Genomic DNA, 12,463 nt, shown 5'->3' on the forward strand with positions numbered 1-12,463 from the left:
TTGACGTATCCATGCCTATGCGGGTAATTTGCTCCACGGGCGGCTCCCTTGATTGAGTCTTGCAACGCACTCACTCTGGCACATTGCGATGCCGTTGGGAGCCGTCCACCCCAACAAGGCAGGCCATGGCCATCGCAAACAAGGCTTCTTCCGCCCGTTCGCGTTGTAGTGAATCCGGTGAGGCAAGGTCAGCGCGCAGCCATTGCGGCAAGCGCTTCACCAGCTTTCGGATAGCTTCTCCAAAGGCCGCATCGGGAACGCCCGCGCTCTCCAGGGAGGCGAATCCATCTGAATCGTTACTGATACTCAACGCAGCCTCTGACATTCGAACGGCCGCAGTGCCTTCACTCAGGAGCCAGTTCACAGTTTAACTCGCTGGTTCACGAATGAAGGCGCACGGATACGAACGCCCACCTAACATATGCATCATCAATTTGTAAGATTGAACTCTGATGTTTGAGCCATCACAAAGGGGGATGATTACATCACAGCAGGTACGGGCGGCGCGCGCCCTGCTCGGCATCGACCAGAAGGAATTGGCGGCGCTCGCCGGCGTATCGCTGCCGACGATCCAGCGTATGGAAACCTCCGGCGGGCAGGTGCGGGGCGTGGTGGATTCGCTTGTCAGGGTGATTTCGGCGCTGGAGCGAGCTGGCATCGAACTCATTGGCGACAATGCGCCCAGCCAGGGCAAGGGGCGCGGTGTACGGTTGCGGGACGCGCCCCCCGAACAACGCTGAAAACAAGCAAGAGCAAGGATTAGATGATGCAGCAGAGCGACAATTATGTTTATGATGAAGCGAGCGGCGAATGGATGAGCGCGGCTGAACTGGCGCATCGTGGCGCGGAAGCTGAGCGTGTTGAGGTTCGCGATGCCGTCGGCAATCTGCTGGCAGATGGTGACAGCGTGACGCTCATCAAGGATCTGGTGGTGAAGGGGGCGAACCAGACCCTCAAGCGTGGGACCGTCATTAAATCGATCCGTCTGACCGGGGACGCGCAGGAAATCGATTGTCGGCACGAGGGCATCAAGGGTCTCGTGCTGCGTGCGGAATTTGTCCGTAAGCGCTGACGTATATGGTTACGGTAAAACCCGGAGCCGACGACCGATGATCGTCCGCTTGCACATCCGAAATCAAACGCGGGAGGTCATATGAGTGATATCACCGAACGGGTCATAAAAGTCGTAGTCGACAATATGGGAGTTTATCCTGATCAGGTGACGCCCGAAGCCAGCTTTCTCAAAGACCTTGGTGGCGATAGCCTCGACGTCGTGGAACTGGTAATGGCTCTCGAGGATGAGTTCGGTATTACCATATCTGACGAGGATGTGGCGCAGATCACTACTGTACAAGACGCAATTCTCTATGTCGAAAGCGCTAGGCCGAACTGAATTCCGACAGCACTATTGCCAGCAACGTCAACGGTGTCCTTCAAGGAAGTGATTGTCCGCTGAGGCAGCCCTTCAACGGCTCAGCCCGAAATCCGTCCGACGCCTGAATGTGACTTGTGGAAGCCACTGAAGCGTGATCCGATCAGGCTGGAGGGGCCGCGCTCCAATCCCCTTAGTTTACGATACTTCCCTGACCTGCGAAGGACGTCAACAGGTTCGAAGATGTCTAGCACATCGCCGGAGGTGGTGGCAGCGGATGGCGCCTGCGCAATTCGACAATGTGGCGGACTTTCTGAATGCTCGCATGCGCCGCTGCGCCGGTCACTCCGAAAAGCTTCCCAATCTCCGCTCCACTCAAGCCATCCTGCTCGTGAAACCTGAGCATTTTCTCCCCAAGGGCAAATGTCTCCGCCCGCACCTCAGCGGCCCGTGTAACCCTTTGCAGGTAGCGAGGCAGTGACGACCCCAAGGCCTCAAGAGCCGGGCGTTCGGGCTTGCCGGTCCACTGATCATGAAAACGCCAGCCATAACGATCCATGGCTGCCGCTATCTCACAATAGCTGACACGGCCAAGGTTGGGCAGGCGAAGGATGTTCGCCTGTGCACAACGGGATAAGTCGCTCAGCTGCATCTGTTCGATCAAAACACCTGCCACAGTCGATGAGGCATCCGTCGCCCGGTCCAGATGCCCAAGGCAATTGCGGGCTCGGGAAGAAATGACGTGCCATGCTTCAAGCGCGAGGACGAAAGCATCGACTTGCGATCGAATCATTTCCATATCCCTCCGCAAGATTGCTCCCGTCTGGTTTCTTGGCATTATAGCCGTCCTCGACATTCCATCGCCGAAATGAGCATGTCATTTCTGCGCCGTGCGAAGAAAGAATATCATGCAACCCGTTGAGATCTCTACCCTCATTAACTCCTGACCAGCGAGGGTACGGGCCGTTCGAGCCGTCCATCACCGACGATCACGAAAACGGGACGACTTGTCCTTTACGAACATCAGATGCAGCGTCTTCTGCCATGACGCAGCAGACCGCTTACGAACAGGTATCGGTGTAAGCGATAGACTCTTTCGGCGTCAGCGCTGGCAATCTACCATCCAGGCGGAGGCTGTACCCTTCCCATGGTTGCTGAGCCCCACGCGCCGGCGCGATCCAAAGCATGGCTGTTTGCCTGGCTGGTCCGGAAAGCCGATACCAGGTCGGCGCACCCGCCATCTTTACTTTGGTGCATCGCGCTGGAGCGACCTGGAAACCGGCATCACGTAAGGTCGAGAGCAACGTCACCTCACCAATCGGTGGGCCATCGTTGCGGAAATACAGGTTCGTCACGATCGTGCGCGCGCCGCCCGCCAGCACCTTAACGGTCTGACCTGACAGCGAAATCGTGCCGCTACGCCGGAAATACTCCCCGTTGGACATGGGCTTGTCCAGCATTTCCGGCGGCAATGCCGCCCAGGTGACGGACGGAACGGCTTCCAGCCTGCGCCAATCATAGAAACTGTCGGCAGGTAACGAGGCAGGCCGCAGCAGAGCGCCGAGCGCCGCGGCAAATCCCTTGGCGGGGGTTAGCGCGCCTGCAGACGGGGCGCTGGCCGTAGCGGGCTTCGCTATTGCGGAACTGGCCGTTCCCGGTGCGCAGACCTTGAACGATCTGGCCCGCACCACCATATTCATTGGCGCGCCCAGCGGGGTTTTCAGCGTGTCGTCATGCGCGACTTCCATCATGCCTTTGTGCTCGTCAGCGTTGAACATGAAGATGACGGGCGAGTTGTCGCCGCCCCATTTGTCCTTGCCGTATTTGACATATGCCCAGCGCTGAATGCCTTCATAGCGCGCACCGCCCGCGCAACTGTAACAGACGCTCACCGGCAGTGGCCCACTCTTGCCCGCTGCCGTGTCGAGGAATATACCGCCCGCGTTTACCGTCACGCGCGGCAGTGCCGCGCAATTGCCGCCGGGGGTGTAGCTGCCATGAATCTCATCGGGGATGGACGGGCCTTCCGCTGCTGCCGGAACCGCAACCAACACCACCGCCGCCCCAAGCCAATAGCGCATCCGAACCACGAGCCATTCCCCTTGTCGAACAGGTCAAGCCATATTTATTGTGGTTTGGTTGCAGGGAGTCACGAACTATCGGTGTCTACCAGAATCTGGTCCTGATTACTGTATCCAGCCGCCATATTACGATTGCCATATGCTTGAAAAACGGAATGGGGAATGGGTTGGAGCTTGGTGGTTCAATTCGCCGTTATCATCGGAACGGCTAACAGGCTGGTCGATGCGCGCAAACTCACCAGAAAAGTTCGCGGGACCCACCAGGTCAATTGGCTTGCAACCCGCATGGATTTCACCTCTCATCGACCAACCAGTCGAGACGTCATGACCGACGAGCCCTTCGGCGGATTTGCGCGCTGCAATGACGAGAGATGCCGACATAATTCAGGCAGTTCCAGCGTAGGCCGGAGCGAACGGGAGCATGCGGGTCGATCCGGGAAAATGGGAAAGCAAATCGCATTGAACGGTCCGCGCGATGGTGACAGTCGCCTGTTAACATCATCTCCCATGCGACGTCAGCCAATCCGTTGTGCAACCCTCATGGCACGCAAGCTGCGTCTTGCACCATCTGGCGCGAAGAGGAGGCTACTGCGGTGTCGAGCCCGCCTGAAGCTTACTGGCGACCGTCTGAATGCGTTGCTGAAGGGCGGGGTCCGATTGGGACGCCGCCGAGATCTCATTGAACTTTTCTGGTGTCAGCCCGGCGTCCTGCACGGCAGCGGCCATCCTGGCCTGCTTATCGACGTCGGGCGTTGCGGTATCCTGCTGGATTCCTTGCACCGCACGCGCGGCTTTCACATATTGCCCGAGTTCCACGTCGGTAAAGCTACCTGCCTGTCCCGGAGCTGAAGGCATCGCTGGCGGGACGGTCGGACTGGCTGCGTCCTGGGCTTGGGCCGCGCCAGTGCCGGCAAGGAGGGACAGTGCACAAAACCCCGCAACCGGCCCGATCGATTTGATGAACATCATCTCGTTTTCTCCGTCGAAGCTCAGCGCGAAACGTCATACAGGAGGGGCTGCATTCCAACCCCTTCATGGACCTGCGGTGCCGTGAATGGGGCAAGATGACATTCAGTTGCCGAAACGACAGGAACCGCCCGGCGCGATCATTGCGTTCCCCCGTGAGCCGTGGCTTTCCTCACGAGGCTCACCCTTTGCCCATGACACGTGCCGCCGGATCGATGATCGTCTCGGCGTCTCCCGAACTATTGGCGATGGCATGGGCCATGCCAAAAAGCTCGACTTTGCCTCCGTCATTGTAAATGCGGCCAGCCACTGTCCCGCGCAGGATCGCGTGTGCGCCTTTCTCGACCGTCAGATCACCCGCGATGGTGCCATGAAGGATGAGTCTGGCGCCACCGCATAAGGTAGCGCCGCCTGTCACAGTCCCATAAAGGGCGATGTCCTCTTCGATTTTAAAGGGACCATCCAGATTTTCGTGGACTGCCTTCACATCCGTATCTCCTCGCGGTTCTGTGCTGCACGATACGCCGCGAAACGACGAAATCCTCCACGAACCCTTCACGCCTTCATGATTTGCTATATGCTCTGCAAGCGCTGAACATATGGTGAAATCTGAGCTGCCCATATACCGCAGCGCACGCGGATTTCCGCCGTCACCTTCTCATCTCGTCGTTGCCATGGCTCGCCATCGCGCATTTCCGTCCCGCCAATCGATCGTCGTTCAGGCCATAGCCGTTCCCCTGCTGATCGAGTTCAAGGCGCTTCCTCGGAATCCTTCGTCTGCTTCGCGATCCGCTCCTCGTGGAGTTCACGAGCCATCTGACGGCCAAGAAGGCGTGCCAGGCGAATGATGGCGGCATCTGCCTCCGGGGACAGCGCAGGCTTCTCGATGGGTGAGCGCCTCTTGTTTTTCACGGCTTTGAATCCGCCTGGCGCGAGACGCTGACGAGCATCGGGCGGGAGAATCGGAAATGACGAAACGGTGCACGATGGGAGTGGAGGGAAGGAGAGAGAGGGCGGCGGAATGGCGGTACAGCCAGGTCGCAACCCTTGCGAGGAACTGGCTGTTTTTTGCTCCCGCAATCCGTGTTATTCTTCTTTTCGGAAAGGCTGTGTGCATGTCGCAGGTTGATCAAGCCCACCAAACTGAGAGTGAAATCCCCAAAGAGCCATCGCCGCGCGCTCGCGACTGGTTTTGGCACCCATGGTATGCCAAACTCTACCTGGCCCTGGCGCTGCTCTACTGGATCGGTCTGGAGCTGATGATTACCATTCCATATGATCGCCTGAACATCTCTCTGGCCAACGTGATGGTGCTGCTGATCTTCGTCTTCAACCCGATCACCGTGGTTTCCGTGCTCGGATATGGCTTCCTCAAGGCCAAGGTCGCATGCGGGGAGTGGATCATAACGCCAGGACCGCCTTCGCAAAGGTCGGGGATCGATCCCTATACCGATCCAACGGATCCGCGCTCGGGCGATATCCATTTTCGCCACATCGGCGTGATCCAGGACTGATATCATGGATCCCGCCGCTCTTTGAAGCTCGGATCGCCGTCTGCCATTCCATTGTCGCGATCAAGAAACAACCGTCCGGAACTCAGGATCGACGACTGTTCTATTGACATGACCGGGCCCGTGACATCGACTGTGCCGCGGCCAGCATCGGCCTGCTTCAAATATCGGTTTCGCAGACCGTCGTTTCCAAGCACCCGCTCGCTTAGTTCCTGGACGAAAGTCTCCTCAGGCCGGCCGGAACGAGCTGCCGCTTTCTCTGCGGACGCAATAGCCTCACGAACATCGTAGTTCATGATGTCGATTGATGAGCGGGCGGAAACAGCTGCTATACCGCGATCGGAAATGTCGGCATTCAACTTGCCAGTCAACGAACCCGTAACGCTGCTTTTGCCGCCACCCTTTTCTTCGCTGTTCTTGCCGCCAGAGCCAACGCCCCGGGATGCCGAAGCGGTCAGATCACCGGAGATGCTCTGGCTATCCGCAGTAGAGTGCTCCGCGGACCGCGACAGAGACCGCTGCCATCCGGTCTGAACCATGATCGCCGTCACATCGCGCTCCAGCGTATCGGCGACCTGCGGCTTGAGTCGCCAGTTGCCGCGCCGATCCATTTCGAACCCGCCGCGAAGCCAATTGGCCATGGTAGCCTGACCCTCGGGTCCGTTGCCCAGGAAGTGCTCGATGGTATCGGGACCCGCCTGCTTGCCCGCTTCGAACCGCGTGCTGGTGTCGCTCCGCGCCGACTGGCTGAACCCGGTGCTGCTCGAGACCAGCAGATCATTGTGCGCGAAGCTGAGCCGTGCATGCCCGCCGTTGGCGATCGCGCCGAGCTGGCTCTCGTTGATGAGGCCGCCGCGCCACATCTGCGCCGCAAGCTCGGGCGTCAGGTTGAGGCTGACATCGCCATTCTGGCTCATCGCGATCTGTCGCTTCGACATCTCGACGCCATGCGCGCGCAGGAGTGCTTGCGTACGGGTGAGACGGTCCTTGTCGACGATCCCGGTCAGCCGCTCGTTGCGGGCGCGGTCGGCGATCCCTTCCGCGCCGCCTTCGGCCATGTCGACCTGATTGCCGGCCGTGCCGGCCAGCGCGCGGATAAAGGAATCGAGTCGCGCAGCCTCACGAACCGATACGCCCGCCGCCGCTGCGCCTTCGGCAAATCCGGCATTGTCAGCCTGCCGCCGCTGTTCGCCGATCTGTGCATTGCTGCGCACGCCGTCGGGACCGATCTCCCGCTGGGCATCAAGCTTGCCCGAGCGTTCGGCAAAATCATATCCTGCCGCCTCGCGCGTGCGTCCATAGACGCTGGTGCCCTCGCGCGCCGCCTCAGCGGTCGCTCCATCGGCCGTGCCGACCTGGACCGCAGCATTGTAGCTTTCCAGCGCGCGCAGCACCTGTGCCTCGTTGCGCCCGGTCGAACGCGACAGCTGGCTGATCGCCGTCGATCGCGCCTCGCCGGACAGCGCATTGATGAACCCGATGCGCCGGCTGGTCTCGGTAACGGAAAGTCCGAGCATCGCGGCCGCCTGCCGCTGCCCCTGATTCCCACCGGTCCGATGCGCCTGCTCGGTAGCCACATTGCCGCGCTCGACGGCCGCCACCCTGTCCCCCGCATAGTCGCGCCGTCCTTCCATTGCGCCGACCTGCGTTTGCGCCGCAGTGAGGTCGTTGCGCAGCATCTGCTCCTGATCGAAGGCATTGGCTGTCAGCTTGGCGAAGGTCGGATCGGCGCTTGCCTGCCCGATCACCGTGGAGGCCTTGAGCGCGGCATCCTTTGCGTCATAGCCGTTGCGCTCGAAATGCCGCTGGGCGCCCGATTGCATCATTTCATAGGCACGTTGGTCGCCGAACGCCTTCCACTGCACCATGTTCTGCGCGAAGGCGGCAAAGGCCCGCTCTCCGGATTGCCCTTCCCCAAAATAGCTTGTGCCGAGTTTGCGCAGCGCGTCGCCCTGGGCAAAACCATGGATCGCCGACGTCGCGGCGTTGCTGCGTATCGCGCGTGCGGTGGCGGGATCACTCAGATCACGTCCGACAAGGGCAGGGGACAGGCCGCCCAGTTCCCGCGCGGCATCGGTCCGCCCCAGCCCGAACGCTGCCGTCCCCGCCGCGCCGCCGCCATGCTCGCCCATCACCGTGCCGGCGGCCCCGAATGCCCGGTCAAGGCCAAAGCTGCTGCGCTCGCCAAAATCGCCAAACCCGGAAGATGTCGAACGCCGTGCCTGGGTGCCGCTGGCCGAAGCCTGCGCTTCCAGCGCCGAGGCATAACCCTCGCTGGTACCCACCGTCGCCGCCGCCATGCTGCCCTGGCCCTGCACGCCGAGCATGCCGGACGTGAAGGCAGTGAACATATTGCCCGAGAAGCGGAACACAGTGAAGACGAACGCGCCGGCAAGGCCCGCCGCCGCAGTCCGGAACGAGCCGAAGATGGCAAGTGCCTTCATCGCGGCCGATGGCGCGAGAATCCAGCTATCGGCGGCGACATTGGTCGCGCGCAGTTCCGCCAGCACGTCCATCGCCCGCCCCAGGGTCAGTTGATAGATACCCGCGTCGATGACGCCCCAGAGCGCGACGAACACGAACAGTCCCAGTGCAAAGCTCGCGACCCTGAGGTTGATCGGTGTCAGGATGAAGAGCAACGCGATCGGCATCATCATGAGCATGATTGCGAAGACCGAGGCGCGGATGGTCGGCATCCACTCGTTGGCGGTCGAGAGCGTCGCCAGGCCGTTGGACTCGATCGCCCGGTTCGCCATCACCCGCGCGGTCGCCGCCGGGGAATCCTCGAACAGGACGTCGCCGACGGTCTGCCCCAGCAGTATGTTGGTCAGGAACTTCTGCCGGCTCATCGATTGCCCCAGCATCATGTCGCCGAGCGCGTCGATCTGCTGACGGCAGCGATCACGCTGGGTCGCCTGTGTCACGTCGAAACCGGTACGCGCGCAGACCTGGTCGCTGTAAGCGTCGAAGATCGTATTGTCGGCGAGGCGGTCGGCTATATGACCCCAGGCCGCATCGCAGCTCATCGTCGTGCCGGCCTTGTCGCTGGCCGTATAGACCGTCGAGAACGTCGCTGGGCCTGCCATCGCCGCGAACGAGGCGGGAAGGTCGGTTGAGGTCCGAAAGAGCTGATCATCATCGACGCCATAGGCGGGCGAGACGCGCGCTACCGGATAGCATTGCCGCACATAGTCCTTCACCGTCGCATCGAGGAAGGTGTCGACGATCGGACTGCGTGGGGACACCGCGTTCAGGAACAGGTCGAAGGCATGGCCCCCGGCGCCAAATTCCAGCTTCGCATTGGGATCCGTGGTATTGTCGTCAATGGTCTCGGCAAGCGCTCGTTCCATGAGGTTGGTGACGCCCGCGACCAGCACGATGAGATTGGGCACATCGCCGACCGGCTGGTAGGCGTTGCGCACCCGGTCATAGATGTGGACCGTGCCCGTCGTGGCGATCATTCCCACGAACAGGCCAATGCCGATCAGCATCTGGAAACCGAAGGCGACGAGCCCCATGCCGGAACCCTTGATGCTCGCCAGCACCGCGCCCAGCGCGATACCGGCCACCGCGATGATCACGACCAGCGTCTCATAGCGCGGATCGCTGAAGATCATCGCGACGAGGTGGAAGGCATCCACCGTTTCGGAAAAACCGTCCCAGGTATGATAGCTGGCATCGATCGCCAGTGCGGGCGTGGCGCCCAGAAAGCCGACGAGCATGAGAAGAAGGCGGATGAGGCGGCGCATGACGATCCTCACCGGTTGCGATTGGCATTGGCGCCCGCGGCGTCGCGGGCATCACGGTCGCGCTGGCGCACGACGCCGGCATAGCTCGCCGACAGGTTCGCCTGGCTCATCGCCGCCATGTAGGACTGGCGCATCTGCGCGCGCTGGCGCAGCACTTCGTCGCGCAACTCACGCAATTGCTCGATGCCCTTGGTGAGGATCCGCGTCTGGCAGATATTGCTGTTCTCGGCATCGGCGGCGCCCGCAGTGGTTGCCCCGCGTTCGGCATTCTGCAGCGCGAAGTCGATCGACCGGGTGAGGTCGTTGAGCATCTGATAGGCGAGGGTGAGCGCGACCAGTTCATCGGTATCGGCGATGACGCTCTCGGTCAGGCCCTGCCGCACGCCCCATTCGAGCAGGCGGTAAACGGGTAAGGTTCGCACATTGGCGACGAACTGCTTTTCTTCAGTGGTGAGCGCCGACCGGGTACGGATCTTGGCGGCGACCGTCTCCATCCTTTCCCGCGCCAGCACCAACGCGCCGCGTCCGGCGCCGTTCACCGAGCAATCCGCGGCGGTCGCGGGAATGTTGAGCGCACGGGTCGGGACGCGCCCGGTCAGGAAATCATCGGCGCTTTCGGTATCCTGGCGCGGGCAGGCGGGAATGGCCGAGAAGATCGGCACCTTGTCGCCCGCATCCCAGCGCATGTAGACATCGCCGACCCTGGCCCGCATGACGCCGGCCCAGTCGGATGCGCCGACCCGGGCGGCAGCATGCGCGAGGAGCGAACCGGTCTTGAAGATGTCCGTGACCTCCGCCGGGCAATTGGCGAGCGCGTCTTTCAGATCCTCGGTCGGATTGCCCTTGTTGGCCTGGATCTTCTCGCGGCTCTGCTGCCAGCTATTGGCATAGCCTTCGCGGATCGACTTGTAGCCGGTCATCTCCTCGACGATGCCGGACATGTTATCGTCACCCTTGGCGATCTGCACCATCCGATTGGCGAGCCGGCAGTCGTTCACCTGGATCGAGTTCAGGAAATTGGTCGCCGCCTCCATCTTCGAGAGAATGTTCCCCATCTTCTCGTCCAGCGTTTCGAGAAGATACTGGAAGGCAACCGCCGGCGCGGCCTGCAGGATCGTCTCCAGCTTCTGGACAAGATAGTCGGGATCGAGAAACGACATGCCCCCTAAGAACATGTCGATGCCGCCACAGCCCGCCTTCACCTTGGGGAGGGTGAGGCTCATCAGATAATCGTCATGAACGTCGACCCGGCCCGACATGCCGCCCGCGGTCACATAGCCGCGGGTCTGGTCCTCGAAGCTGCCCGGCGAGGTATAGGTGACATTATCGAACCAGCTCTCGGCCCAGCTTTGCGCATGGGCCGGAACGGCCTGGCCGCATGAGGCGGCGATCAGGCAAAAGGCAAGGGTCGAACGACGAGCATGATGTCCCATGGCAGGCTTCCTGGTGAGGAGGAAGGGTGACGCCGCCCCGCCATGATCAGCGTCCCTTCGGGCTGGAGGAGGCCGGCGCCCTCACGCCGACGATCCCGGTGAATTTCGACATGGCGCGCACGCCGACGACCGCCCGGGCGCCGGTCAGCATCCGGGCGGCGAGCCAGGCATTGCGCGCGATATTGACTTCATGATCGGTGCCGATCGCGATGGGCACCATGCGGTTCGGGTCGGTGACCGGTCGCACCCAGGCGACCGGATTGCCGACCCACGGGAGACCCAGACGCCCCGACCGCAGCATTGCCTCCTGCGCGCCGAGGGTCCGCACCTGCCAGCCATAGTGCGTGCGGAATGCCTGGAGCTTCGCCCAGAGATCGCCGCAGGGCAGGCAGCCCGGCGCGGTGCTGATCTCGATTACATAGAGCGAAGCCTGGCTGCGCAGCATGGTCTGGAAGTCGGGGGGAAAGTCACGGGTGACCGGTACGCGGGAAAGCCACAGGCGCATCTCAGCGTCGGTCGCGACCGGGTGGATCGCAGCGCGCATCGCCTGCTCGCCTGTTACGGGTTGCGCTGCTGACGGAGAAGGGAAGTAAACTGCCACGCCCACCATCAGGGCGAGCAGAGGGACCTTGGCGATGCGACCTTGATGGTAAGAGGATTTTTGCTTACAATCTACCGTTGGAAGGACGAGTCTGATGAATGCGATCACGATCACGACCAAGGGGCAGATCACGCTCCGCAAGGAGTTGTTGCAGCATCTTGGCGTCCATCCCGGTGACAAGATCAGCTTCGACAAGATGCCGGGCGGCGAAATCCGGATCCGGGCGGTCAAACCGAAGGGCAATATCTCCGATTTCTTCGGTTCCTTGAAGCGTGAAGGCCAACGGCCCATTTCGATCGAGGAGATGAACGACGCTATTGCGAAGGGCTGGGCCGGCCAGCTGTGAAGATCACGGCCGATACCAATATTCTCGTTCGAGCGGCGACCCAGGACGACGCCGTGCAAGGGCCTCTCGCCAAGAAGCTCATGAAGGACGCCAGGGTTGTCGCCGTAGCGATCCCGGCCTTGTGCGAATTCTGCTGGGTGCTGAAAAGCGTCTACAAATTCGAACCCGCGAGAATAGCTGCATCGGTCCGGTTTCTTGTCGAGGCAGAGAATGTCGCGATGGATCGACCCGCGGTCGAAGCAGGCCTCGCGCTGCTGGATACAGGCGGCGACTTCGCGGACGGCATTATCGCTTATGACGGCCAATGGCTCGAGGGCGAGACCTTCGTCAGTTTCGACAAGACGGCCGTTAAGCTGCTCGCGGCCACGGGACACAAGGCGATCGTGCCGAAGTGATTGTGGATG

At 61.3% G+C, this 12,463-nt stretch carries 14 protein-coding genes; 6 read left to right on the forward strand and 8 right to left on the reverse strand.

All coding sequences use genetic code 11. From position 1 onward, the window contains the following. Positions 1–70 precede the first annotated feature (70 nt). Positions 71–364, reverse strand: coding sequence for a hypothetical protein (locus tag A7Q26_RS24420; RefSeq protein ID WP_198162826.1), 294 nt, complete (start codon positions 362–364; stop codon positions 71–73). Between the two features lie 112 nt (positions 365–476). On the opposite strand from A7Q26_RS24420, the gene A7Q26_RS02785 reads away from it, so the two are divergent. From A7Q26_RS02785 to A7Q26_RS02795, 3 genes are all read left to right on the forward strand, one after another. Continuing rightward, a complete protein-coding gene (locus tag A7Q26_RS02785) occupies positions 477–740 on the forward strand; it encodes a helix-turn-helix domain-containing protein (RefSeq protein WP_066856324.1) in 264 nt (87 codons plus the stop codon). Positions 741–766: 26 nt separating this feature from the next. Then, positions 767–1,072 carry an alkylphosphonate utilization protein gene (locus tag A7Q26_RS02790; RefSeq protein ID WP_066856699.1) on the forward strand — a complete coding sequence of 102 codons (306 nt, stop codon included), beginning with the start codon at positions 767–769 and terminating at the stop codon, positions 1,070–1,072. A gap of 81 nt (positions 1,073–1,153) precedes the next feature. Next, on the forward strand, positions 1,154–1,393 hold the full coding sequence (locus tag A7Q26_RS02795; protein WP_066856326.1) for an acyl carrier protein: 240 nt from the start codon (positions 1,154–1,156) through the stop codon (positions 1,391–1,393). A 226-nt stretch (positions 1,394–1,619) separates the two neighbouring features. Here the strand turns inward: A7Q26_RS02795 and A7Q26_RS02800 are convergent, their stop codons facing one another. The 4 genes from A7Q26_RS02800 to A7Q26_RS02815 all read right to left on the reverse strand — a co-directional run bounded on the left by A7Q26_RS02800 (position 1,620) and on the right by A7Q26_RS02815 (position 4,906). Further along, on the reverse strand, positions 1,620–2,171 hold the full coding sequence (locus tag A7Q26_RS02800) for a hypothetical protein (RefSeq protein WP_157102430.1): 552 nt from the start codon (positions 2,169–2,171) through the stop codon (positions 1,620–1,622). A gap of 262 nt (positions 2,172–2,433) precedes the next feature. Then, complete coding sequence (locus A7Q26_RS02805) at positions 2,434–3,453, reverse strand: hypothetical protein (RefSeq protein WP_066856332.1); 1,020 nt, start codon at positions 3,451–3,453, stop codon at positions 2,434–2,436. Between the two features lie 585 nt (positions 3,454–4,038). Beyond that, the gene (locus A7Q26_RS02810) at positions 4,039–4,422 is read right to left on the reverse strand and encodes a DUF4168 domain-containing protein (RefSeq protein WP_066856335.1); all 384 of its coding nucleotides are present in this window, start codon (positions 4,420–4,422) and stop codon (positions 4,039–4,041) included. Positions 4,423–4,600: 178 nt separating this feature from the next. Further along, complete coding sequence (locus A7Q26_RS02815; protein ID WP_066856337.1) at positions 4,601–4,906, reverse strand: hypothetical protein; 306 nt, start codon at positions 4,904–4,906, stop codon at positions 4,601–4,603. 628 nt (positions 4,907–5,534) lie between these two features. Between A7Q26_RS02815 and A7Q26_RS02820 the strand changes: the two genes are divergently transcribed. Next, complete coding sequence (locus A7Q26_RS02820) at positions 5,535–5,933, forward strand: hypothetical protein (RefSeq protein WP_066856340.1); 399 nt, start codon at positions 5,535–5,537, stop codon at positions 5,931–5,933. A gap of 2 nt (positions 5,934–5,935) precedes the next feature. Here the strand turns inward: A7Q26_RS02820 and A7Q26_RS02825 are convergent, their stop codons facing one another. The 3 genes from A7Q26_RS02825 to A7Q26_RS02835 are packed head-to-tail and all read right to left on the reverse strand — an operon-like array spanning position 5,936 to position 11,722. Next, a complete protein-coding gene (locus tag A7Q26_RS02825) occupies positions 5,936–9,679 on the reverse strand; it encodes a conjugal transfer protein TraG N-terminal domain-containing protein (RefSeq protein ID WP_066856344.1) in 3,744 nt (1,247 codons plus the stop codon). Positions 9,680–9,687: 8 nt separating this feature from the next. Next, positions 9,688–11,112, reverse strand: a complete 1,425-nt coding sequence (locus tag A7Q26_RS02830; RefSeq protein WP_066856347.1) for a conjugal transfer protein TraH — start codon at positions 11,110–11,112, stop codon at positions 9,688–9,690. Between the two features lie 46 nt (positions 11,113–11,158). Beyond that, positions 11,159–11,722, reverse strand: coding sequence for a hypothetical protein (locus tag A7Q26_RS02835; RefSeq protein WP_066856349.1), 564 nt, complete (start codon positions 11,720–11,722; stop codon positions 11,159–11,161). Positions 11,723–11,807: 85 nt separating this feature from the next. On the opposite strand from A7Q26_RS02835, the gene A7Q26_RS02840 reads away from it, so the two are divergent. After that, positions 11,808–12,059 carry an AbrB/MazE/SpoVT family DNA-binding domain-containing protein gene (locus A7Q26_RS02840; RefSeq protein WP_066856352.1) on the forward strand — a complete coding sequence of 84 codons (252 nt, stop codon included), beginning with the start codon at positions 11,808–11,810 and terminating at the stop codon, positions 12,057–12,059. Beyond that, positions 12,056–12,454: a type II toxin-antitoxin system VapC family toxin gene (locus A7Q26_RS02845; protein ID WP_066856355.1), complete on the forward strand. Its 399-nt coding sequence runs from the start codon at positions 12,056–12,058 to the stop codon at positions 12,452–12,454. Before A7Q26_RS02840 ends, A7Q26_RS02845 begins: the two co-directional genes overlap by 4 nt. Positions 12,455–12,463: the final 9 nt, after the last annotated feature.

It is taken from the genome of Sphingobium sp. TCM1 (assembly GCF_001650725.1).
Lineage (GTDB): Bacteria > Pseudomonadota > Alphaproteobacteria > Sphingomonadales > Sphingomonadaceae > Sphingobium.

Coding starts and splice junctions, on each gene's coding strand:
- A7Q26_RS02825 (WP_066856344.1), bottom strand. CDS start 9,679: ATGCGCCGCCTCATCCGCCTTCTTCTCATGCTCGTCGGCTTTCTGGGC.
- A7Q26_RS02805 (WP_066856332.1), bottom strand. CDS start 3,453: ATGCGCTATTGGCTTGGGGCGGCGGTGGTGTTGGTTGCGGTTCCGGCA.
- A7Q26_RS02840 (WP_066856352.1), top strand. CDS start 11,808: ATGAATGCGATCACGATCACGACCAAGGGGCAGATCACGCTCCGCAAG.
- A7Q26_RS02830 (WP_066856347.1), bottom strand. CDS start 11,112: ATGGGACATCATGCTCGTCGTTCGACCCTTGCCTTTTGCCTGATCGCC.
- A7Q26_RS02820 (WP_066856340.1), top strand. CDS start 5,535: ATGTCGCAGGTTGATCAAGCCCACCAAACTGAGAGTGAAATCCCCAAA.
- A7Q26_RS02795 (WP_066856326.1), top strand. CDS start 1,154: ATGAGTGATATCACCGAACGGGTCATAAAAGTCGTAGTCGACAATATG.
- A7Q26_RS02790 (WP_066856699.1), top strand. CDS start 767: ATGCAGCAGAGCGACAATTATGTTTATGATGAAGCGAGCGGCGAATGG.
- A7Q26_RS02785 (WP_066856324.1), top strand. CDS start 477: ATGATTACATCACAGCAGGTACGGGCGGCGCGCGCCCTGCTCGGCATC.
- A7Q26_RS02810 (WP_066856335.1), bottom strand. CDS start 4,422: ATGATGTTCATCAAATCGATCGGGCCGGTTGCGGGGTTTTGTGCACTG.
- A7Q26_RS02800 (WP_157102430.1), bottom strand. CDS start 2,171: ATGGAAATGATTCGATCGCAAGTCGATGCTTTCGTCCTCGCGCTTGAA.
- A7Q26_RS02835 (WP_066856349.1), bottom strand. CDS start 11,722: ATGGTGGGCGTGGCAGTTTACTTCCCTTCTCCGTCAGCAGCGCAACCC.